This is a genomic window from Paenibacillus glucanolyticus (assembly GCF_037333485.1).
Classification (GTDB): Bacteria; Bacillota; Bacilli; order Paenibacillales; family Paenibacillaceae; genus Paenibacillus_AQ; species Paenibacillus_AQ glucanolyticus.
Genome location: NZ_CP147845.1, coordinates 5774265 through 5796516, shown reverse-complemented (window position 1 = coordinate 5796516; position 22252 = coordinate 5774265). Strand labels below are relative to the sequence as shown.

At 51.5% G+C, this 22252-nt stretch carries 20 protein-coding genes; 16 read left to right on the top strand and 4 right to left on the bottom strand.

Going from position 1 to position 22252, the window contains the following annotated elements; genetic code table 11:
- Positions 1-52 precede the first annotated feature (52 nt).
- Together WDY75_RS26865 and WDY75_RS26860 are read left to right on the top strand one after the other, a co-directional pair.
- Positions 53-250, top strand: a complete 198-nt coding sequence (locus WDY75_RS26865; protein ID WP_006208161.1) for a YwbE family protein — start codon at positions 53-55, stop codon at positions 248-250.
- A 172-nt stretch (positions 251-422) separates the two neighbouring features.
- A complete protein-coding gene (locus tag WDY75_RS26860; RefSeq protein WP_040680246.1) occupies positions 423-983 on the top strand; it encodes a hypothetical protein in 561 nt (186 codons plus the stop codon).
- Between the two features lie 124 nt (positions 984-1107).
- Here WDY75_RS26860 and WDY75_RS26855 read toward each other — a convergent pair whose 3' ends face one another.
- Together WDY75_RS26855 and WDY75_RS26850 are read right to left on the bottom strand one after the other, a co-directional pair.
- Positions 1108-1470 (bottom strand): hypothetical protein, encoded by a 363-nt coding sequence (locus WDY75_RS26855; protein WP_006208163.1) that lies wholly within the window; start codon positions 1468-1470, stop codon positions 1108-1110.
- Between the two features lie 76 nt (positions 1471-1546).
- Positions 1547-2032 carry a GAF domain-containing protein gene (locus WDY75_RS26850; RefSeq protein WP_006208164.1) on the bottom strand — a complete coding sequence of 162 codons (486 nt, stop codon included), beginning with the start codon at positions 2030-2032 and terminating at the stop codon, positions 1547-1549.
- 182 nt (positions 2033-2214) lie between these two features.
- Between WDY75_RS26850 and WDY75_RS26845 the strand changes: the two genes are divergently transcribed.
- The gene (locus WDY75_RS26845; protein WP_006208165.1) at positions 2215-2520 is read left to right on the top strand and encodes a hypothetical protein; all 306 of its coding nucleotides are present in this window, start codon (positions 2215-2217) and stop codon (positions 2518-2520) included.
- 129 nt (positions 2521-2649) lie between these two features.
- Here WDY75_RS26845 and WDY75_RS26840 read toward each other — a convergent pair whose 3' ends face one another.
- Complete coding sequence (locus WDY75_RS26840; RefSeq protein WP_006208166.1) at positions 2650-3666, bottom strand: alpha/beta hydrolase; 1017 nt, start codon at positions 3664-3666, stop codon at positions 2650-2652.
- A gap of 225 nt (positions 3667-3891) precedes the next feature.
- Here WDY75_RS26840 and WDY75_RS26835 point away from each other — a divergent pair, with 225 nt between their 5' ends.
- From WDY75_RS26835 to WDY75_RS26780, 12 genes are all read left to right on the top strand, one after another.
- Positions 3892-4473 (top strand): GNAT family N-acetyltransferase, encoded by a 582-nt coding sequence (locus WDY75_RS26835; RefSeq protein ID WP_006208167.1) that lies wholly within the window; start codon positions 3892-3894, stop codon positions 4471-4473.
- 1 nt (position 4474) lies between these two features.
- Positions 4475-5233 (top strand): energy-coupling factor transporter transmembrane protein EcfT, encoded by a 759-nt coding sequence (locus tag WDY75_RS26830; RefSeq protein ID WP_040680249.1) that lies wholly within the window; start codon positions 4475-4477, stop codon positions 5231-5233.
- 121 nt (positions 5234-5354) lie between these two features.
- A complete protein-coding gene (locus tag WDY75_RS26825) occupies positions 5355-5945 on the top strand; it encodes an ECF transporter S component (RefSeq protein WP_006208169.1) in 591 nt (196 codons plus the stop codon).
- Positions 5923-7500 carry an ABC transporter ATP-binding protein gene (locus WDY75_RS26820; RefSeq protein WP_338841319.1) on the top strand — a complete coding sequence of 526 codons (1578 nt, stop codon included), beginning with the start codon at positions 5923-5925 and terminating at the stop codon, positions 7498-7500. Before WDY75_RS26825 ends, WDY75_RS26820 begins: the two co-directional genes overlap by 23 nt.
- Before the next feature lie 193 nt (positions 7501-7693).
- Positions 7694-9208 (top strand): MDR family MFS transporter, encoded by a 1515-nt coding sequence (locus tag WDY75_RS26815; protein WP_006208172.1) that lies wholly within the window; start codon positions 7694-7696, stop codon positions 9206-9208.
- A 328-nt stretch (positions 9209-9536) separates the two neighbouring features.
- Positions 9537-11321: a sensor histidine kinase gene (locus WDY75_RS26810; protein WP_063478553.1), complete on the top strand. Its 1785-nt coding sequence runs from the start codon at positions 9537-9539 to the stop codon at positions 11319-11321.
- Positions 11299-12939 carry a response regulator gene (locus WDY75_RS26805; RefSeq protein WP_197477087.1) on the top strand — a complete coding sequence of 547 codons (1641 nt, stop codon included), beginning with the start codon at positions 11299-11301 and terminating at the stop codon, positions 12937-12939. The genes WDY75_RS26810 and WDY75_RS26805 overlap by 23 nt, the downstream gene beginning before the upstream one ends.
- A gap of 97 nt (positions 12940-13036) precedes the next feature.
- The gene (locus WDY75_RS26800) at positions 13037-14728 is read left to right on the top strand and encodes an extracellular solute-binding protein (protein WP_063478554.1); all 1692 of its coding nucleotides are present in this window, start codon (positions 13037-13039) and stop codon (positions 14726-14728) included.
- A 172-nt stretch (positions 14729-14900) separates the two neighbouring features.
- On the top strand, positions 14901-15791 hold the full coding sequence (locus tag WDY75_RS26795; RefSeq protein ID WP_006208175.1) for an ABC transporter permease: 891 nt from the start codon (positions 14901-14903) through the stop codon (positions 15789-15791).
- A 21-nt stretch (positions 15792-15812) separates the two neighbouring features.
- The gene (locus WDY75_RS26790; protein WP_063478555.1) at positions 15813-16691 is read left to right on the top strand and encodes a carbohydrate ABC transporter permease; all 879 of its coding nucleotides are present in this window, start codon (positions 15813-15815) and stop codon (positions 16689-16691) included.
- Between the two features lie 39 nt (positions 16692-16730).
- A complete protein-coding gene (locus WDY75_RS26785; RefSeq protein WP_063478556.1) occupies positions 16731-18803 on the top strand; it encodes a beta-galactosidase in 2073 nt (690 codons plus the stop codon).
- Positions 18804-19094: 291 nt separating this feature from the next.
- Positions 19095-20150, top strand: coding sequence for a glycosyl hydrolase 53 family protein (locus WDY75_RS26780; protein WP_063478557.1), 1056 nt, complete (start codon positions 19095-19097; stop codon positions 20148-20150).
- A gap of 78 nt (positions 20151-20228) precedes the next feature.
- Here WDY75_RS26780 and WDY75_RS26775 read toward each other — a convergent pair whose 3' ends face one another.
- Entirely contained in the window at positions 20229-20696 is a 468-nt protein-coding gene (locus WDY75_RS26775; RefSeq protein ID WP_063478558.1) for a MarR family winged helix-turn-helix transcriptional regulator, read from the bottom strand.
- Between the two features lie 213 nt (positions 20697-20909).
- Here WDY75_RS26775 and WDY75_RS26770 point away from each other — a divergent pair, with 213 nt between their 5' ends.
- Positions 20910-22247, top strand: a complete 1338-nt coding sequence (locus WDY75_RS26770) for an MFS transporter (RefSeq protein WP_063478559.1) — start codon at positions 20910-20912, stop codon at positions 22245-22247.
- Positions 22248-22252 lie beyond the last annotated feature (5 nt).

Sequence of the window (22252 nt, the reverse complement as noted above, 5' to 3'; positions counted from 1 at the left end):
GGTGGACATAGCGCAATGAACAGCATGAATGATGAGAACAGGAGGGACGATGATGAATGGTGGGCAGCGTTCCAACATCAGACCGGGACTTGAGGTTGATATTGTATTGAAGCAGGATCAAAGAACGGGGAAGCTAACCCGTGGAGTGGTTAAGGATATCCTGACCAATTCGCCGAACCATCCGCACGGCATCAAAGTACGTCTTCAAGACGGCCAGGTTGGACGGGTTAAGAACATTTACGAATCGTAGATTCGGTTTATTGATATGCACCAGTTGAGGAGCTGTTCCAAAACTTCGCAGATATGCGGACTTTTGGAAACGGCTTTTTTGCATATCTATGCAACTTTGTAACCACCCGAGCCGTCTGGAGGTTGAGGTGAAATCAAAGATGAGAAGATACCTTTGCTTGGGGTTTATATTGATGTTTATTCTTACAGGTTGCGCGGAGCAGGAGATGTCGGGGGCGGCTCAGTCTAATCTTTCATTGAATAAAGCGGACAGGGATAGTCATGCGGAGGTTCCCGATGGGGATTTTGTGTATCGCCTGGTTAGCGAGAAGGAGCATTACGAGCCAAATGAAAAAGTTCAAGTATACGGGGAACTGGAATATGTGGGCGAAGAGGCTGAGATTACGATCGGCCATGCAGCCTCCGCTTTTTATTTTCCGATGAAGGAGCTCATCAGGGATTATAACATCAGCTATGCGATGAATGAACCGTATATTACGACCACGTTGAAAAAGGGAGAGCCCCTGCGCGAGTATTATAGCGGCGGTGGCGGATACAACGGCGGGGATGATAAACAGTTTAAAGCGTTTATTCATTCCCTGAGGAATGGTTTTCCTGAAGGAGAGTATGTGGTGTACGGATCTGCGGACTTTATGATTGATTCGAAGGCGCAGCGTGATTCGAACAGGGAAGAGCCGAAGAGGTACAAGATTCAAGCAGAGATCGAATTCAGCGTAAGCGATGAATCGAAGTAGAAACAAGAAGCAATGAACAAGGATGACGGAATTTCATAGAGAGAGATCTTACATGCGAGTCGCTGTCACATGGCAGAAACAGCAGAAGGGGTACCCAGATCATGGGTACCCCTTCTTGATGTTCTTATTGAAAGCCTTGCCCTTGGTGGATGTTAGGGAAACCCTGCTGCCCGAAGGAAGGCTGAATGTGCTGTGTTTGATTGTGAGCTTGCGCGGTATGCTCCACTTGTTTGACAAGCTGAGAGATTTGCTGGTACTGCTGCATGGCTTGTTGATGGCCCTGCAGAGCGGATTGGATCATTTGAGTTGCTTGACGTTCGCGTTGAGCAATTTCCTCCAGGCGGGCTGCATTCTGCTGTTCCTGCTGCAGCAGTTGTTGGTACATGGCTGAGCCCTGCTGCGTTTGCTGGGTCAACTGTTGAAGAATTTGCTCACACTGACGGATTTGCTGCGAAATTTGTGAGTTATTGTTGTTCATTTGATACATTGCTTGTATTCCTCCTAAGAATTGTTGGATTCAAACTCCTGGTTAGTGTATGGAAGAATACGCAAAAACATCCTGTTTATAAGGTGAGCTGGGCTTCCAATATGTGGACGAACTCCTCCAGGAATAGCTGGTCCTCCTGATCGAACCGGCTCTTCAGAGGGCTGTCGATATCGAGAACGCCATACAAGGCACCCTCTACGATAATAGGGACAACAATCTCGCTGTTCGATGCAGCATCGCAGGCAATATGTCCGGGAAACTCGTGTACATCGTCTACAAGCAGCGTCGTTTGTTTAGCGGCAGCCGTGCCGCAAACTCCCCGATTCATCGGAATGCGAATGCATGCGGGCAGCCCCTGGAATGGGCCAAGCACCAGCTCTTTGCCATCATAGAGATAGAATCCGGCCCAATTTGTATCGGACAGAAACTGTTTGAGCAGAGCGGCTGCATTAGACAGATTGGCAATCGCGTTTGGCTCATCGTGTATAAGTGCTTTTAACTGATTCAGGACCTGGGCATATTGCTCGCTCCGGGTGCCTTCATAAGGTGTATTTTGAAACATGCTGATTTCCGCCTTCCATTATATCGTCGTGGTTCATTCACCATAGTATAAGTATAAGATATTCGTCAAGGGACGAGCATGGGGAGCTTGATCCGGCCAGACGGCTGATTCCCCGCCAGGGTGCAAGGGTAATGAATGAAAAGACCAGGTATCAACTTAACAGGTGGAGGGAGAGAAAGCGAATGCGGGCAGACGTACAAAATTTGTTTATTGGGATTCATATGCTCTATCACGCACACGAGCGTGACCTTACGATAAGTGAGATGCAGCCTGAACTGGAGCGACAAGGATATAAGGTCGGCGATCGGGAGGTTAAGCATGAGCTCGAACGTTTGACGGAAGAGAATTTCCTGACTGCACACGGTGAGGGCTACAGCTTGACTGGTGCCGGAATCGAAGAGTTTAAGGAGATTCAGAGCAAGCTTAAGGATCTCTGCGGAGAAGTGCTCAAGCCGGTAAAATCGAAGAAGGAAGATTCCATGGCATAAACATGAATAATGATGAATAATGATGAATAATGAGAAAGAAGCCCCCGACTAACATTAGGTGCTGTGCGTTAGAGCGGGGGCTCTTTATGCTGTCGGTTCAGTATCCATGCTTCAGCTGCAGCAAACCATTTATATCGTCTCAAGAGAACCGTCCAGCTCCAATTGAAACGGATGTAAGGGAGGAGTTTCCTCCGTCTGAGGTACTTGAGCGGCTTCCGGTTGATATGTCTTCACGGGTTGGCCTATATACTTGCGAAGGAAAGCATGTACACCTGCCCTGTATAACTCAGGGTCGATATGGTATGCGTTGGCATGAATGGCTCCTTCAATAAGGAGCAGCTGTTTCGGTTCCGGTTTAACCTTGAACATCTCGATGCTCATTCGGGTCGGTACGTAATGATCCTGGGTGCCATGGACAAACAAGACCGGAAGTGTGCTGTTCCGAACAGCGCGGATTGGACTGACCTGGTCGAGGCTGAATCCGGCCTTGCGCCGAATCCTTGCATTCACCCACGACAGAAATGGCACGGAAGGGATTTTATTAAGGCGGGTAAGCTGATGTCGCATTAAATCTGTCAAATCGGAATACGGGCAATCGGCGATAACGAGTTTGACCTGCGGCTCGGCGATAGACAGATATTCCAGTACGGTTCCACCCCCCAGAGATTGGCCATGCAGCCCGATGGCCACGTCCTGCCCATACTGCTGAGTGATCCAGCGAACCCATGCCTGCACGTCGTGTTTCTCATAATAACCGTAGGTGGTATATCGTCCTTCACTTCGTCCATGCCGGCGCTGATCAATGAGGAGTACGTTGTAGCCCTCCTCTGTGAACAGATCAATGAATTGGGTGGAAACTGCTCGGGAGCCGGTATAACCGTGCACGAGGATCATCCAGTGCTTGGAACCGGGGTTGTTTTCTATGGCAGCTCCGCACAGCTTCAATCCGTCAAAGCTGGTGATAGCCACTTCACTCTTTCGAAGGGATTCATATCGCTCCCTGCTGTAAAGTCCGGCTTTTTCCAGCACCGTGAACAGTTTGAGATCATTCTTCACTCTCATCCGCGTAATCTGCAGATATCCGATTTGGGTAATGGCAGCGGCGACCATAACGACGGTTAACAGCAATACAATCGCGATATACATACTCAGATGACTTCCTCCTTCTTCCGTACTGTACAAGGGGGCTGTGCAACACATATTGACGGAAGCCTCCCGAATCCATCAATATATAAACATCCAGCCTCTAGGATGCTGATGGATGACCAGGAACGGATCGGATTTTTCGTTATACTCATTTATACACATAGATAGTATCACCGGAAACAGCGGATACAAGTCAGTTTTTTTGTAAGGGGGGACCTCAGATCCATGTACATTTGTGAAGGAAATATTCCTGAACTGGAAGGTAGGCAAATACGGCTGCGAAGGATGACAGCAGAAGATGCGGAAGCGATGTTCCGCTGTTGGTCGGATTCGGCCACCACGGCTTATCTGGATTTGCCGGTCATGCATTCAGCTGAGGATGCGAAGGCACTGATTCAATGGCTGTTTCGGCTTGCCGAGCAGGATGAAGCCATCCGCTGGGGAGTCGAAATCATCGAAACCGGGGAGCTGATTGGCAGCTGTGGATTTAATATTTGGCAGCTCAAGGGTGCGTTCCGGGCTGAATTCGGCTGCGAGCTGACCCGTGCTTATTGGGGGCAAGGCTTCATGTCGGAAGCGGCGAAACTGGCAGCTGACTTCGGATATTCATCCATGGGGCTAAACCGGATCGAAGCCTTTGTGGATCCCCGAAACGAGCGGGCATGCCGTTGGTTTGCAAAGATCGGTTATATGCGCGAGGGCGTGCTGCGGGAGTACCGGCATACATCCAGCGGTTATGTGGATGCAGCAGTGTTTTCACTGCTTAGGCAAGATTGGCTTAAGGCAAGGGAAAGGCAGGAGTGGTGACGTGTTGATTCAATATGAGAAGGGCAGCTCGCTTCTTCATCGATATGATCCTTTAAGCAAGCTTGTGATATTGTTCTGTACAGCCGTGATTGCGATGCTGCTTGACCAGGCCTGGCAGCAGGCGGTTTTTCTGCTTCTCTGTATCGGACAAGCCCGATATGCTGGACATATGTCAGGCAGGCAGCTGCTGGGAGGCATTCGGCTGATTGCCATCGTTGCGGTGCCTTATTTTATTCTGACCAGTCTGACCGTTCAAGGGGAGACCGTGTGGCTGCAATGGGGATCGGTATCGGTGACCATAGAAGCGCTGAATGCTGCAGGGGCCATGACCCTGAGAATGTTTACGCTGTTCCTGACCTCCATGGCGTACATCATTACAACAGACCCCAGGGAGCTGGTGGCGGAGTTGACCCGGCGTCTTCGGGTCCCTTATCGGTTTGCATTCGGCATATCGGCTGCCCTCACGTTCATTCCGCTGTTGGAGGAAGAGGGAAACCATATTCTGGATGCCCAGCAGGTTAGGGGGCATCGTCCGCCGAAGGGATTAGGAAGCCGCATAAGTTATGGATTAAAGTTTGTATCGGCAGTCTTGCTCAATGCGCTGCGACGTGTGCAGCAAACAGCGGGAGCCATGGAATCCAAGGGGTTTGGGGCGTATCCGGACCGAACGTACCGAACGGAGGTTAACATACCTTCATGGGCGGCCGTATCGGCTGTGATTTATGTGCTTGCAACGGTGTGGCTGTGGTGGATTGTTTAAATTGTTAACCGGATATATCAAAAACCGAGTTGACGATAAGGGCAGAAGGATGCAAAATATGATAATGAAGCATTCGAACGCAAGTACAGTCATTCATGACTGGAATTAAGGAGGACTCCACTTGAATTCATCATCATTTCAGAAAAAATGGTTTGCTTTTACTACCCAGGAAATTATCCTGATGGCGATGCTTGCCGCTGTTAATGCCGTTCTTACGATATACATAGGGCCGGTCAACAAGCTGTTGAACAGTCTTGGAGGACCCATTGCAACTTCGACTACAACCGGAATCTATATGATCTATGGTCTCTTGGCTTATTACATCATTCGCAAACCGGGAACAGCGGTTGTCACCTTTGCCATTGGCGGCACGATACAGGCTCTGACGGGAACGGTGTACGGCATTCCTTCCTGTTTCGTGGCTGCTGCTTGTTATATGATTGTGGCAGAGACGATATTTGCGATCTTCCGTTATCAAAAATGGAGCGCGGGCGTCCTCATGCTGGTTGGCGGAGCCATGGTTCCGCTGTGGTTCCTGTTCGCAGCCAATATGTTCGGGTATACATCCTGGCCGCTTGAAGTGCTTGGGATCGCGCTCGTTGTGCGGATTCTCAGCGGTGTGTTGCTCTGTGGTTTGGTAACCAAAGTTTTGGGAGAGGCTTTAGTGAAGACGGGGCTGCTTCGCCGGTTTGCCGCCTCAACGAAGGGATAAACGGATGTCAGGAACAACGATAACATGCCGGAAACTGGGTTTTCTTTATGATGGAGAAGAACAGCCGGTTATACAAAATATCAATCTGGAGATAGCGCGCAACCAACGGGTGGCGATCATCGGAGCAAGCGGCAGCGGCAAATCTACGCTGTGCCAGCTGCTGTGCGGTCTCCTTCCGCGCAGCGGCGGGGGCACGAGAGAAGGAGAGGTGCTGCTTGATGGCATCGATCCCGCAGCGGCGCCGATTGCTAGCATAGCGGAGGCGGTTGGGGTGTTGTTTCAGGACCCGGATGCGCAGCTTGTGCAGGGCATCGTAGAGGACGAAGCGGCCTTCGGTCCTGAAAACATGCGGGTATCACCGGCGGAGATTGAGGAGCGGGTGGCACAGTCCCTTGCCGCGGTCGGGCTGCTTGACCGCCGGCTGGACCCGGTGCGCCGCCTGTCCGGCGGACAGCGGCAGCGCACGGCCATTGCCGCGGTGCTGGCGCTGCGGCCGCGGCTCTACGTCTTCGACGACGCCTGCGCGAGCCTGGACGCCGCGGCGCAGGCGAACTTCCTGCAGCTGTGCTTCACGCTGCAGACGGAGGGCCGGACGCTCATTACCGCGTCCGGCCGCTTTGACGATGCCGCGCGCGCCGCGCAGCGCGTCATCGTCCTGGACGGCGGGACCGTCGTGCTCGACGGGCCGCCGGAGGAGCTGCTGCGCTGCTGCGGGGAGCAGCTGGCGCAGCTAGGCTTGCTGCCTCGTCCTCCAGGCGAGGCAGCGGGTGCCGCCGCCGGGGACAAACCTGTCCCGGCGGCAACTCCCCCGCATTCGGCTGAACGCCATGCGGGCAAGCCGATCGCCGCAGGTTCCGTTCCTGCCGCGGCACCCCATGCAGAAGGCGCGAGGGAGTCTGCCGCCTCCCCATTGCTTGAGGTCGATTCGCTAACATTTGCCTATCCCGGGGGCCGGGAAGCGCTGCACGGCATCCATGCCAAGATATACCCCGGCGACTGGGTGCTGCTGACCGGTGAGAACGGGTCGGGCAAAACAACCCTCAGCCGCCTGATCATGGGACTGCTGCCAGCTCCAGCAGGCAGTATACGTTGGCAGGGGGAAGATATCAAGGGCATGGCCGTGTACCGCAGGGCTGAGCAGATCGGTTACGTGTTCCAGCAGCCCGAATATATGTTTACTGCCCCCAACGTATGGGAGGAACTGATATACAGCCTTCATGGAGGGGTACCCGTGAAGAAACGACGGGAGTTGTCGGCTGCCGAGCAAGAGCGGGCCGGGTTCCTGTTGGAGAAGGCTGGGCTGACGGACCGGCTTCACATGTCCCCTTATCTGCTCAGTCAGGGAGAGAAGCGTCTTCTGAGTGTGATCAGCCAATTGATGCTTCCGCGGGCTTTGTATATATTAGATGAACCAACCTCGGGGATGGACTATGCCGCCATCGACCGGGTGATTGGCCTTTGCCAGCATATGTTGGAAGAAGGATCGGCCATACTCATGATTACTCACGATCCCGAGCTCATAAAGGAACATGCCACATCGTTCATTCATCTATAGGAACGGTAAAATGTGACTGTGCATACTACGAGGTAACCTTTATAATAGAAATATTACATGATGTGGAAGCGCTCCTGATATCAGGTAGGCGCTTTTTATGCTATGAGCCCCGATTTTGGCATATATCTTGCAAGTTATCCAATAAAATGCCTGCTTCGGCAGGGGCTGTCTAAAGTAAAGGGGAGTAAGGAACGTGAACGTACTGAAACAGGATAAACGCAGTTACATATTGGTCGGGATTCTGTTATCCACCTTTATGGCTGCGATTGAAGGCACGGTTGTCGGACCGGCTGGTCCAGCCATTATTAGCAGCTTCGGCAGTGTGAGCCTGATGAGCTGGATATTTACGGCCTATCTGTTAACGATGGCTGTGACAACGCCGATCTTCGGCAAAATTAGTGATTTATACGGACGCAAGCCTGTATTTCTATACGGCTCGCTAATCTTTCTGGCAGGTTCGCTGCTGTGCGGTCTGTCCCAGAACATGACGCAGCTTATTATTTTTAGAGCGATCCAAGGGATCGGGGCGGGCGCCGTCATTCCGGTGACCTTCACGATTGTCGGGGATATTTACAATCTGGAGGAGCGTGGAAAAATTCAGGGGATGATCAGCTCCGTATGGGGAATATCCTCCTTGATTGGTCCGCTGCTTGGCGGGTATTTTGTCGATTACCTGTCCTGGCACTGGATCTTTGTCTTTAATGTACCGTTTGCGCTGTTATCGATATGGCTGATTTTCCGTTATTTCAAAGAGGAACGGACCACCCGCGAGGTGTCGATTGATTACGGGGGAGCAGCTCTGTTTACCGTGGGGATGACGGCGCTGTTATTTGCGCTCGCGGTAGGTGGCGGAGAGACCTATTCCTGGACGTCTCCATTTATGCTCAGTCTGATCATCGGCTCCGTGGTGCTGCTGCTTGCATTCCTGGTGGTGGAGAGCAAGGTGAAGGAACCGATGCTGCCGCTCCATCTGTTTAAGATCAGGGATATTACGGTATCGACGGTGGCCAACATTCTGGTCAGTGCGCTTATCATCGGGTTGACCACGTATTTGCCGCTGTGGATTCAAGGCGTTCGAGGCGGCAATGCAACCTTGTCGGGCCTGACGCTGGCACCGATGTCGATCGGATGGCTCATCGGTTCGATTATCAGCGGCCGTTTGATCGTTAAATCCGGCTCCCGGAAAACGGCGATTATCGGCGTCGTATTCCTGATGATCGGAGCGGTGGGATTGGCTTATATGCATAAGGATACGGCGCTGGGCGTGCTGCTGGTCTTTACTTTCATTTATGGCGTCGGCTTCGGATACATCTCGACTTTGTTCCAGATCATTGCACAATCCTCGGTGGGTTATCAGGTTCGGGGAGCGTCCACGGCGCTGAACTCCTTCATTCGGACGTTCGGTCAGACCGTGGGCGTAGCGGTGTTCGGATTATGGGTCAACGCGGGAATTGCGGGCAGACTTGCGGCGGAGCCGGATGCTGCAGGTATTACCAGCGACGACATTAACAAATTGCTCTCTCCGCATGGAATCGCTGAACTGCCTGAAGGGTCAGGCGGTCTACTGAGCGGAATACTGGAGGGCAGTCTGAATTCGCTGTTTGTGGTGATGGCCGTAATGGCCGTGATCTGTTTGTTTATCGTGGCCGCCTTCCGCAATGCTCCTCCTGAGCCGGAGGAAGGGACGGGAGAGCGCAGCCTTCCGTGAAATCTTAAGCATTCATTTTATTAACTCATGATATAGAAGAATAACAGGACCCCTGCCTTTTGGACGCAGGGGTCCCTTGTTTTGTATTGTACATCGTACGCACTTCTCCTTGTGCGCACGATGCGTGGTTTGGGCATGCTTGGATGGCTGTCGACCATCAAAAGCTGCGCTTTTTCAACACTAGTCTCTCTTCATGACCAAACCCTTCGAAAGTGCCCGAAATATTGCATTAATACCCTATTCGGCCCTGACGGAACTCCGATATAATAAACATATTTCATTATAATAGGAACTCCTCATACTACATAAACCAAGGGGCTGCCGCAGCATGTCCAGATTTAATCTGTTCCGAAAAATCATTCTGTTTATCTTCCTGATGTTAATCCCGATTGTCGGTCTTTATTTTTATTCCAATCAAACCACTACGAATGTACTTAGCGATGAGCTCAGCCAATCGAATACCAACCAGCTTGTCTTCTTTCAGAATCAGGTGAATACCAACATCGATATTCTGGCATCATGGCCGAATTTACTGCTGCATGACCCGGACATCTCCAGCTTTCGGGATATTTATCTGCAGGACAAGTATTTGAATCTGGACGCGATCAATCTGGTGAAGCAGATCCAGACGAAGCTGAGCATACAGGAGAGTTCATCAAACTGGCGAAGCCATCTGGCCATCTATTCCCCGTCTCTCGGGCGGGTGGTCACAGAGAGTGATGCCGGATTCTACTCGCCGGAGGAGCTAGCGCAGGACGTGAAGCCGGGCTGGCAGGTGACTCCTTATCAGGAGGGGACCGATCAGCGGTTTCTGTTCGTGTGGTATTCGGTGGCACCCTATTCCACTCAGCAGCATACAGGGAAGTCAAATACCATCATCAAGGTTGAATTCGACAGCACCAACATCCAGGATATGCTGGACCGCTTCAAGAGTGACGGAAGGAGCGATCCGTTCTACTATAAACCGGCTTCGGGCGTGATTTATAACCGAACCGCGGATCAAGAGCTGATCCATCAGATGATTGCGGAGCTTGGCAGCGAGCCGCTCCAGGATGTAGAGAATCGTGTGAAGGAAGTAGACGGCAAAACCTACTCGGTCAGCATCGTATTGTCGGAAACGACCGGCTGGTATTTGATTGATTATATCCCGCTATCGGACATCATGAAGCCTATCCTTACGTCAAACAGGCTCTTTTATATCTCGATCAGCGCGTTGCTTCTGATGAGCTGCCTCGCTGCGTATTTGCTGTACTCTCAGGTTCAGGTACCGATCAAGCAGCTGGTATATGTGTTTCGCAGGTTGCAGGCCGGTGATTACGGGGTAAGGGTGAAAGTTTCGGGCAGAAACGAATTCAGTTTTCTGGCTGCAAGGTTCAACTCGATGGTGGAGCAGATCCAGGAGCTGTTTGAGCATGTATATATGGAGAAAATCCACGTCAGGGAAGCGAAGCTGAAGCAGCTGCAGTCGCAGATCAATCCTCATTTCTTCTATAACTGCTTCTCATTTATTACCAGCATGGCCAAACTTCAGAAATACGAAGCCGTGGTGGCGATGTCGCATAATCTGTCCCGGTATTTCCGCTATACCACGCGTCAGGAGAGGGAGCTCGTCCCCTTGTCGGATGAGCTGGAATTTGTTACTCATTATCTGGAGATTCAGCAGATGCGGATGAAGCGGCTCCGTTATTATGTCGCTTTGACTGAGGGAGCGGGCCGCTCTGAAATTCCGCCGCTGGTCATTCAGCCGTTAGTGGAGAATGCCGTGCTGCATGGCATTGAACCCCATTCCGGCGAAGGCGAAATCGGGATAACCTTTCAGAGTATGGACGGTATGGCTTGCATTCTGGTCGATGATAACGGGATCGGGATGAATGGACAGAAGCTGTCCGACATCGAGGAGCGGTTAAACAAGCCGATGGATCAAGAAATGGGCTGCGGCGTCTGGAATGTTCACCAGCGGATGCGGCTGCGTTACGGAGAGAATGCCGGATTGCGATTCATGGCATCTCCTCAAGGCGGCGTACGGGCCATTCTCTATTGGCCAATACCGCAATCACATGGCAGTATAAGCCAGGGCAGGGGGCATGAAAATGATGAATCTCTTATTGGTTGATGACGAGAGTTACGTTACGGAGAGTTTATTTCAGACGATTCCATGGCGTGAGCTGAATATACGACAAGTCTATCAGGCTTCATCTGCCCTGGAGGCGATTGATCTGCTGGAGGAGCAGGACATTGATGTGGTCGTCACCGATATTCGTATGCCGGTCATGACCGGCTTGGAGCTGATAGAGACCATTGCCGGGAGGTGGACTCATATCCGCTGTATTTTATTGACGGGATACTCCGATTTTGAATATGCGAAGCAGGCGATTCGGCTGAACGCATCGGACTATATTTTAAAACCGGTGGACGATGGCGAATTCATGCGAAGTGTGCAATCAGCGCTGGAGTCGATCCGGGAGGAGCGGAAGGAGCTTGGAGAATACCAACAGCTTAGGTACAGTCGTAAATCGGATATCGGGATTCTGAGAACCAGTCTGATGCATGATCTCTTGCTGGGACACGAGATGCCGCGGCATGTGATTGACCACAAGCTTCGTGAATATGAAATCCCTCTTGGAACCGATCAGAGGACCACCATGCTGCTGATCCAGCTTGGACCGAAGTTCACCGGCATGGACGATCATTCGATCAGTCTGATGGAATATGCCATCGGGAACATCGCCGAAGAGGTGTTTGCGGAGCTGTTTCGCGTGTGGCCGAGCAAGACCCCGCACAGCGGGATGATTCTGCTGGCACAATTAAAGACAGAACTCCTATCAGAAGGGACGGATGGGCCTGCTGCTTCCGATGTGATGAAGCGGTATGTGACCCAGTTTCAGCAAGATGTAGGAAGTTATTTGAAAGGCGGAATTTCTGTTCTCGTGTCGGCAAGCTTTGATTTTCCGAGCGAGCTGGCAGGCGTTTATCGGACAGGGCTAAGCTCACTTTATATAGGAGGGAGCGGGGACCATGAAGCGATTCGTTTCGCTGCTGACAACGACGAAAGTCGGCGCGACTCGGCCTCCCATGCAACCCATTCCTTCATGAAGCCGCCCAGTCTGCTCCATCTTCTGGAGACGAGACAGTGGGACTCCGCTCGGGAGAAAATAGAACAGCTCTTCGTGGAACTTGAAACCGTCTTCATCGGACAGAGCGCGTTGTATGAGATTTTTTTGTCGGTTACGAATGCCTATATGTACATGGCCCACAAGCAGGGATACTATATCCACCAGCTGGACCAGGCAGGCTGGGACCCGCTCTATATTCAGCAGGTTGTTCAGTCGGCTGCCAAGCTGCGGTCTTGGTCGCTTGATATGCTGAATAAACTTCAGGCTATTTCCTCCGAACAGGAGACAACGAGCAAAAGCCATATTATCAAACAGGTGCAGGAGATGGTGACTACCGATTGTGGTCATGATCTGTCCGTCAAAACGATTGCGGACCGGGTATACCTGCATCCGGTGTATTTATCCAAAATTTATAAAAGCGAGACCGGTGAGGGCCTCGGTGACTATATCATTCGGAAAAGGATGGAGCGGGCAGTATACCTGCTGAAGCATACAAACAAGAAGATTTACGAAATTACCGCAGAGCTGGGCTATCAGAATCCGCAATATTTCAGTAAAATGTTCCGCAAGCATTACGGGATGACCCCGAACGAATACAGGGATCAAGGATGTTGCTAAAGGTGCAGAAATGTTCGATTCGTGACATAGGATGCTTATGCGCTCCCCTCTATAATTAAACATGTAATCCATAAGGTGGTAGAAGGGGGATTTAGATATGAGTGATAGAAGGAAGAATTGGCTGCTGCCAACCCTGGCCGCGTCTATCTTGCTTGCCGGAACGCTGGCTGGATGTTCGGGCGGTGGCAGTGAGCCGAAATCGGAAGCAGCACAGCCTGCCGAACCCAAAACTGAAAACGTCTACAAAGACAAATATGATCCTGAAGTTACGATTACGACGGTATGGGGCGTCGATCCGACGCTGCAATTCAAGAATGGGGAAACCATTGAGAACAACGTGGCCACGAAGTGGGCCAAAGAGAAGTTTGGCATTAACATCAAATCGCTGTGGTCCATTACGGACACCAATGGCGCTTTTGCAACCAAGCTGCGTCTGGCGATGTCTTCCGGACAGGAAATGCCGGATATTGTAACGCTCGGAACGGAGAATCAGCAGCTGGCTCAGGATTTAATCGATTCCGGTATGTTTGCTGAGGTGGGGACATGGTTTGACCAGTATGCATCGGACAATTGGAAGAGCGCGATGAGTCTGGATTCCAACGTGTGGAATCAATACAGCCGGGACGGAAAACGCATGGGTATCCCGGTGCTGGACTTTGCCTATAATCATGACTACGTGTTATGGATCCGGCAGGATTGGCTGGACAAGCTGGGCATGGGTGCACCGAAGACGATGGATGAGCTTGAGAAAGTGATGGATGCCTTCAAGAACCAGAATCCGTCGGAGCTTGCCCCGGATAAAGTCACACCGCTCAGCATTGGCTTTAAGACGTCCATGAACACTTGGATGGGAGATCCGTCCTGGATATTCGGCGCTTACGGAACGCTGCCGCAGCAGTGGAACGTGGCCGAGGACGGCAGTTTGGAGTACGGCTCGGTCAACGCAAGCATGAAGCAAGGCTTAAGCAAGCTGAACGAGTGGATGAATAAAGGGTATATTCCGAAGGAAGCCGCGCTGTGGGATGAGAACAAGACAGCGGAGCCGGCAGTAGCCGGAACCGCCGGGATTATTCCGGGGCCTTATTGGATGAGCGGCTGGCCGCTGCTGGATACGGTGAAAAATGCGCCGGAGGCCGTCTGGAAGCCGGTGCAGATACCGACGGGGCCGGACGGTACGGCGATGCGTCATGGAACACAGTATACGAATGGCGTTACGCTGATCCATAAAGACATGGAGCATCCGGAAGCGTTCTTTACGTATCAGAACTATCTGTTTGATAACTTTGCCGTGTCCAAGGAAGGCGGCGAATTTGCCAATGGTCTGTTCGAGGGTTATGATTTTGAACTTGATGCAAACGGCGAAATGGTGCCGAATGATGAAATCCAAGGCGGTTACGTCAACGTTGTCCGCTACTTGCTGGTCCGTGACGGAGCCCGGATTCCCGATGAGCAGATGAAGGCGCTTCTGAAGCTGGCAAAAGGCGGGAAGCCGGAGAGCCGACTGGAGAAGGATGTAGCGGTAAACTACGGCAAGGATACTCCAGCCGCCGCTGAGGTGCTGCTATCCCAAGAGGAGATCTCCAAGAAAGACATGTTTACGGGACCCGTCACGGCAACGATGAAGTCGAAATGGGATTACCTGACAAAGATCGAGAACCAGACGCTGAACGAAATTATTTACGGCAAGCAGCCTGTTGAATCGTTTGATCAATTCGTGGAGACGTGGAAAGCCGGGGGCGGTGAACAGATTACGAAAGAGGTTAACGACTGGTATCAAAGCGTGAAATAGTTTATATCTGATCTGTATGAAGGGCGGCCTGCCAAGGCCGTCCTTTTTTCAATGAGGGACCCTTCCCAAACTGATTGATATCGTGCCATGAATATTGGTTTTGTGGGCTACTACAGCTCTTCGGACGGGCCCTATAATCAGGAGGTAGATTGATTTAACGGGAGGATCTTGGATGAAGAGGATAAAAAAAACATGGCCTTTCCACGTTATGCTGCTGCCGGCCCTGATCTGTCTGTTCTTGTTCAGTTATTTGCCGATGGGCGGCATCATTATGGCCTTTCAGGACTATAAGCCGTGGGAAGGCGTTGGCGGCTCTGCGTGGGTGGGCTTAGATAACTTCCGCTATTTGTTCGAACGACAGGACAGCATGCAGGTCATATGGAACACATTGGTCATCGCGGTGATGAAAATTGTGTTCAATCTGCTCATCCCGTTTGTATTTGCCATTCTGCTGAATGAAATTCGCAAAACAGCGCTTCAGCGGAGCATTCAGACGATGGTTTATCTGCCTCACTTCCTGTCCTGGGTCATACTGGGCGGCATTCTGATCGAAATGCTGGCTGTGGACGGTTTTGTCAATCGGATTCTGGCGGCGGTTGGATTGGACCCGGTCTTTTTTCTCGGCGACAATAACTGGTTCCGATTCACGGTGATTGTGTCAGATGTATGGAAGGAGTTTGGCTACAACACGATTGTGTTCCTGGCTGCACTGGCAGGTGTTAGCCCGACTTTGTATGAAGCGGCGGAAATGGATGGGGCCAATCGTTTGAAACAAACGCTGCATATTACCATCCCTTCGATGATCCCGATCACGATCGTTGTCGGAACATTGGCGCTTGGCAACATTTTGAATGCCGGCTTTGATCAAATCTTCAACCTGTACAACCCGCTGGTGTACGAAAAAGGCGATATCATTGATACGTTTGTGTACAGGACGGCTATTTTGAACGGGGAGATGGGGTTCGGAACGGCTATCGGATTGTTTAAATCGGTCATCAGTATGGCCCTGATTCTCGTATCCTATCGTCTGGCCTACAAGTGGGCGGGGTACCGTATATTCTAGTTACGTGAAAGAGGGAGAGCCATGTACCATAAAACGATGCACTACCGGATATTCAATGTGTTTAACACGTGCCTGCTTGTCTCGCTGGCCATTCTCTGCATCATTCCGCTGCTTCATGTGCTGGCGATTTCATTCAGCTCCAAAGCAGCTGCTGATGCCAGTCTGGTGGGTTTATGGCCAGTCGATTTTTCACTTGAGGCTTATAAGAAAACGATTAACAACCCGGCATTTCTGCACTCGATCTGGGTTTCCATTGCCCGCACTGTATTGGGAACCGCTCTGACACTCACCGTAACGTTTCTGGCCGCGTATCCGCTGTCCAAGGACAACCGAGTCTTCCGCAGCCGCAGCATTTATTCCTGGCTGTTTGTGTTCAGCATGGTGTTCAACGGCGGGCTGGTGCCGTTCTATATCGTGATTCAGAAGCTGGGATTAATCAATTCGTTCTGGGTGCTGGTGCTGCCGAGCACCGTGAATACCTTCCTGGTGATTCTGATGCTGAACTTTTTCCGGGGGATCCCGAAAGAGCTGGAGGAAGCGGCTTTGATTGATGGAGCGGGTCATTTCAAAACGCTGTTTAAAATCTTTCTGCCAATCTCGCTGCCTTCGATTGCAACCATTGCGCTGTTCAGCATGGTGTTCCATTGGAACTCATGGTTTGACGGGCTGCTGTATATCAACAACGCCAAGGACTTCCCATTGGCTACCTTCCTGCAGACAGTTATTATTCAGCGGGACATGAGCTCAATGAGCATGAGCCCAAAGGAGATGGAGATGTTGTCCCAGACAACGGTGAATGCCGCGCAGATATTTATCGGCGCAGCGCCAATCCTGCTGGTGTATCCGTTTTTGCAGCGCTTTTTCGTTAAAGGAATGACGCTGGGTTCTGTCAAAGAATAAGAGTTGAGATCATATCAGGAAACAGGAGGTTCTCGTAACATGAAGCAAACGTTTGATCCGATCAGCCCGCGCGTTCCGCATATGCTGCATGGCGCAGATTATAATCCGGAGCAGTGGCTCCGTTATCCCGAAGTGCTGGAAGAGGACATCAGGCTAATGAAGCTGGCGAACTGCAATGTGATGTCCGTTGGTATATTCTCTTGGGTTTCATTGGAGCCGGAGGAGGGGGTATTTACGTTCGACTGGCTTGACGGTGTATTGGACCGTTTTGCGGCCAATGGCATTTACGCTTTTCTGGCTACGCCAAGCGGCGCAAGACCGGCCTGGATGTCGGAGAAGTACCCGGAGGTGCTGCGCGTAAGCGAAGGGCGCGTTCGGAACCTGCACGGCTTCCGGCATAATCATTGTTATACTTCGCCTGTATACCGGGAGAAGGTTCATACGATCAACATGAAGCTTGCGGAGCGGTACGGCCATCATCCTGCGGTCATCGGCTGGCATATATCCAATGAGTTTGGCGGCGATTGCCATTGCGATTATTGCCAGGAGGCATTCCGGACCTGGCTTCACGATAAGTACGGAACACTGGATGAGTTGAATCATGTCTGGTGGACCGCATTCTGGAGCCATACGATTACGAAATGGAGCCAGATCGAATCCCCGGCGCCTCATGGAGAGACGCAGGTCCACGGAATGAACCTGGACTGGAGACGGTTTGTGACGCATCAGACGGCCGATTTCATCCGGCATGAGATTGAGCCACTCCGCAGGATCAATCCCTCCCTTCCGGTTACAACCAACCTGATGGAGTATTTTGAAGGGCTGAATTACTGGAAGTTTGCCGATTTGCTGGATGTGGTATCCTGGGACAGCTATCCGACCTGGCATGATCATGGCGGGGATGATGCCGCTCAGGCGGCCCGTGTTGCCATGATGCATGATATCATTCGTTCGATCAAAGGCGGACAGCCATGGATGCTGATGGAGAGCACGCCGAGTCTTACGAACTGGCAGCAGGTGAGCAAGCTGAAGCGGCCGGGAATGCATCTCCTGTCCTCCATGCAAGCCATAGCCCATGGATCGGACACCGTGCAATATTTTCAATGGCGCAAGAGCAGGGGATCAAGCGAGAAGCTGCATGGCGCTGTCGTGGATCATGTCGGTCACGAACACACGCGGGTGTTCCATGATGTGGCTGAGGTCGGAGAGATACTCAAGAAGATGAATGCTGTGGTCGGAACGGGCGTTCCAGCCGAAGCCGCGATCATTTTTGACTGGGAGAATCGCTGGGCGATCAACGATGCGCAGGGTCCGCGGAACATGGGGGTCAAATATGAGGACACCGTGCAGGCGCATTACCGGGCATTGTGGGAGCAGGGAGTTCCTCTTGATGTCATTGATATGGAGCAGGATTTTGCCCCTTACAAGCTGCTGGTCGCGCCGATGCTGTATATGGTCCGGCCGGGAGTGGGCGAAAGGATTCACCAATTTGTGGAGGCGGGCGGCACGTTTGTTGCTACGTACTGGTCCGGCATCGTGGACGAGAATGATCTTTGTTTCCTGGGCGGTTTTCCCGGTCCGCTCCGAGAGACGCTTGGCATATGGTCGGAGGAAATCGACGCCCTGCATGATCATGATGTCAATGCGATTGTGACGAATGCCGGCGGTGGACTTGGCTTGGCGGAAGCGTATGATGCCGCTGAGCTGTGCGATTTGATTCATCTGGAGACGGCCGAAGCGCTGGCCGTTTACCGATCTGATTTTTATGCCGGGCGCCCGGCGTTGACGGTCAATCAGCTTGGGAAGGGTCGAGCCTATTATATCGCTTCCCGCAACAAGGAGCCTTTTCATTCTGATTTCTACAAGGAACTCGTTGAACAGACCGCCGTTCGGCGGGCATTGGCCGCGAAGCTGCCTTCCTGCGTAAGCTCATCCATTCGCACAGATGGAGAGTCGGATTATATTTTTATAATGAACTTCTCGAACGAGCCAAGGCAGGTTGCATTGGATGGGGCTCGGTACAGCGATCTGGTCTCAGGCGAGGCAGTGGGTGCGGAGCTAGAACTGGCGCCTTATGGCGTGAAGGTGATTACGCGCAAAGTGAATGGTTAATAAACCTTAATTCAATTAGATCATCAAGCGTATCACCTTAATATGGCAGGTGTCGGCATGCTGGCACCTGTTTTATTTATATTTTCGTCCACGGCGATATCGGCATGTGATGCATCTCATGTTGGAAGCCCGTACGGTCCGAAGAGGCTGAGGCCAGTCAGCCTCTATGGACTGATTTTATTTTACTTGAAAAAGCACCGGAAATGTTGGGATTATGCCCTGTGGCTTTGTTTGGGTAGCGCTTACAATAGGGGTGTCACTGCGCAGTGAACGAATAACGAAGGGGGTATGATGATGACCGGGGATACGAAAGGAGTTCTGTTCAGGATGTTTCTTTGTCTATCGATGCTTGCGTTATCATTCGGTTTCACGGGTAACGGCTCGGCTGAGGCGGCGCCGGCTTTTGCCAAAGGAGCCGACATCAGCTGGGTCACCGGCATGGAGGCTCAGGGGTATAAATGGAAGGATAAGAATGGGATTCAGCGCGATATTCTCGACATTTTGAAGAATGATTACCAGATTAATTCTGCGCGGATTCGAGTCTGGGTCAATCCCAATATGAATGATTACATGAACGGTTATCTGAATGCGGAAAAAGCGGCTGAGCTGGCTCTGCGTGCCAAGAACAAAGGCATGAGTATTATGCTCACGCTGCATTACAGCGATTCCTGGGCCGACCCGGGGCAGCAGAACAAACCGTATGCCTGGCGCAGCTTCACCTTCCAGCAGCTGATGGATGCGGTCTATTCCCACACCGTGTACGTGATGAACACCATGAAGAATAAGGGCGTGACGCCGGATTGGTTACAGGTTGGCAACGAAACCAACAACGGAATGTTATGGGAGGACGGCAAAGCTTCGGTGAACATGAAAAATTATGCATGGCTTGTCAACTCGGGGCATAATGCGGTTAAGTCCGTCAGTAGCTCGACCAAGACCATAGTCCACTTATCCAACGGCTACGATAATGAATTGTTCAAATGGAACATCGGCGGCTTGATCAGTAACGGTGCGAACTTTGATATTATCGGCATGTCACTGTACCCGGAAGCGGGCGACTGGTCAACGAAGGTGGATCAGACCATCACCAATGCCAAAGACATGACCGCTAGGTATGGAAAAAGCATCATGATCAGTGAAATCGGCATGGATTACAGCCAGCCGGTTGCTGCCAAGAGTTTTATTCAGACCATTAAAACCAAAGTGCGCGGATTATCGGGAGGAACGGGACTTGGAGTGTTTTATTGGGAACCGGAAGCTGCGCCGGGTTACAATGCGGGTTATAACAAGGGGGCCTGGCAGGCGGACGGGAAACCGACCCTCGCACTGGAGGGATTCAAAGACTGAGTATAGCTAAAATCGATTTCAATAAGAAGAACCCTGATTCCGAAGTCAAGGAGGAGGGTTCTTCTCTTCGTTTTGCACTTACTGTCGTACGATCAATTGCGCCAGCTCCGCATGTTTTCCCATTTTGGCGAGAAGGCTGATCAGCTGCTGCTTCTCTTCTTCGTTCAGTCCGCCAAGCGCATGCTGGATGTGCCGCTCATGTATGGGGTACAGCTTCTGCATCAATTGCTCTCCGGTAGTAGTCAGTTCGGCGTAGATGACTCTCCTGTCCTCGGGACAGGGCCTGCGGCGAACATATCCTTTTGCAACCAGCTTATCAACCACATAGGTGACATTCCCGCTTTGCAGAAGCAGCTGTGCCCCGATCTGCTGGATAGGCTGGCGGCCTTTGTAGAACAGCACCTCCATTACGGCAAAAGAGGTGGGGTTAAAGCCTTCGATTTTGCTGCCATTCACGACATGTTCGTTGACGCTCTTGAATGACTTGGCAAACACCCGATACAGGTGCATAGCAAGCTGTGTATCGCGATCATGTAATACCTTCATACATTCTCCCGCCTTTGATATGGACTCATGTCCTGAATTACTTCAAATCTAAGATTACGCTTTAATGAACAATTTCAACATGTGATTTGTCACAATGCTGCCGAAACATTTTCATTCTCCAGCTCCGGTATCAACTACGCCTTAAGCCTGATACGTTCCCTGAATGCCGATTCTATAATGAAATTATTCGAATGGGAAGAAAAGGGTGGGAGAATGAATCAAGTACAAACCGTAGAATCAGAGGGATTTAAACCGCTGCTCCGCAATCGGAACTATATGTTGTTGATGGGGTCTCAGCTGGTGTCCAACATGGGCGAATGGCTGTATATCATCGCGCTCCTGACGCTTGTCGGATTGAAGTGGCAAGCCGCGCCATGGGAAATTACCGCCATGACGTTATGCATGGCGCTTCCTGTTCTGATCGGAGGACCGATAGCAGGCTGGATCGGCGACCGGTATGACCGGAAAAAGATCATGGTCATTTCGGATGTTGTGAGAGTCTTCATTTTGCTGGGAGTCTTGTTGGCAGGGAATTTAATTCAAATTTATGTTCTGCTCATCCTTAAGGGACTGATGGATGTTCTGTTCTCTCCTGCCAAGAGCGGCAAAATTAAAGAAATTGTAGATCCTAAGCATATCGATCAGGCGGTTACGATCAGTTCTTCGATTGAGCAAATGTCCAAAATTATCGGGCCGTCCTTGGGCGGATTGCTGATGGCTCTGTTCGGCATACAGTTATGCTTCATCATTGATGCAGGCGCTTTTGTGGTATCGGCGCTGCTTCTGCTCGGTGTTCCAGGCCGAAAGATCGTTAAACAAGAAGGCCTGACCGGGGAGTCGCACCATGGAGTGCGGGCTGGTCAGGGCGAGCAGAAATCCTTTTTGAAGGAGATCGGTGAAGGGTTGCAATTGATTTATGGCATCCCCCTGCTGCTGGGAGGAGTTGTTACGATATGTGCAGTAGTGCTGGTGCTGCAGATGGCCGACTCCCAGATCGTGACCCTGTTCCGGCTGATTCCTAATGTATCGGAGGATCTGCTGGGTTACTGTATTTCCGCCAGCGGTTTAGGTACTTTAATCGCAGCCATGTTTGTCCGCAAGCTGAGCTGGAGCACTCTTGCCAAGATGGGCGCCGGCGCTACCGCAGCCGGTCTGGTCTTCGCCGTATGTGCCGTAGTTGTAGTGACAAAGATGCCGCATCTGCTGCAGAGCGTGGTGCTGTTCGGTTCATTCTTTCTGGCGGGCGCTGGTGGAGGATTCGTGCTGGTTCCTTTCCAGATGCTGCTCATGAAAAGAACGCCGGAGCATATGACCAGCCGTGTATTCGGAACGGTCAACAGCCTTACAAGCGGCGCGGCCATTGTCGGACCTACTATCGGTGGTGCGCTTATCACGGGAATCGGCGCTGTTCCAACATATATTGTTGCAGGACTCGGAACTGCTGCAGTGGGAGGCGTACTACTCCTGTTCAAGGGAAGGATTGAAAGAAAGGACGAAGCCTCTGCCTCCTTGAACGCAGTCCCTATGGTACCTGAACCCTCGACAATGTAAAACCA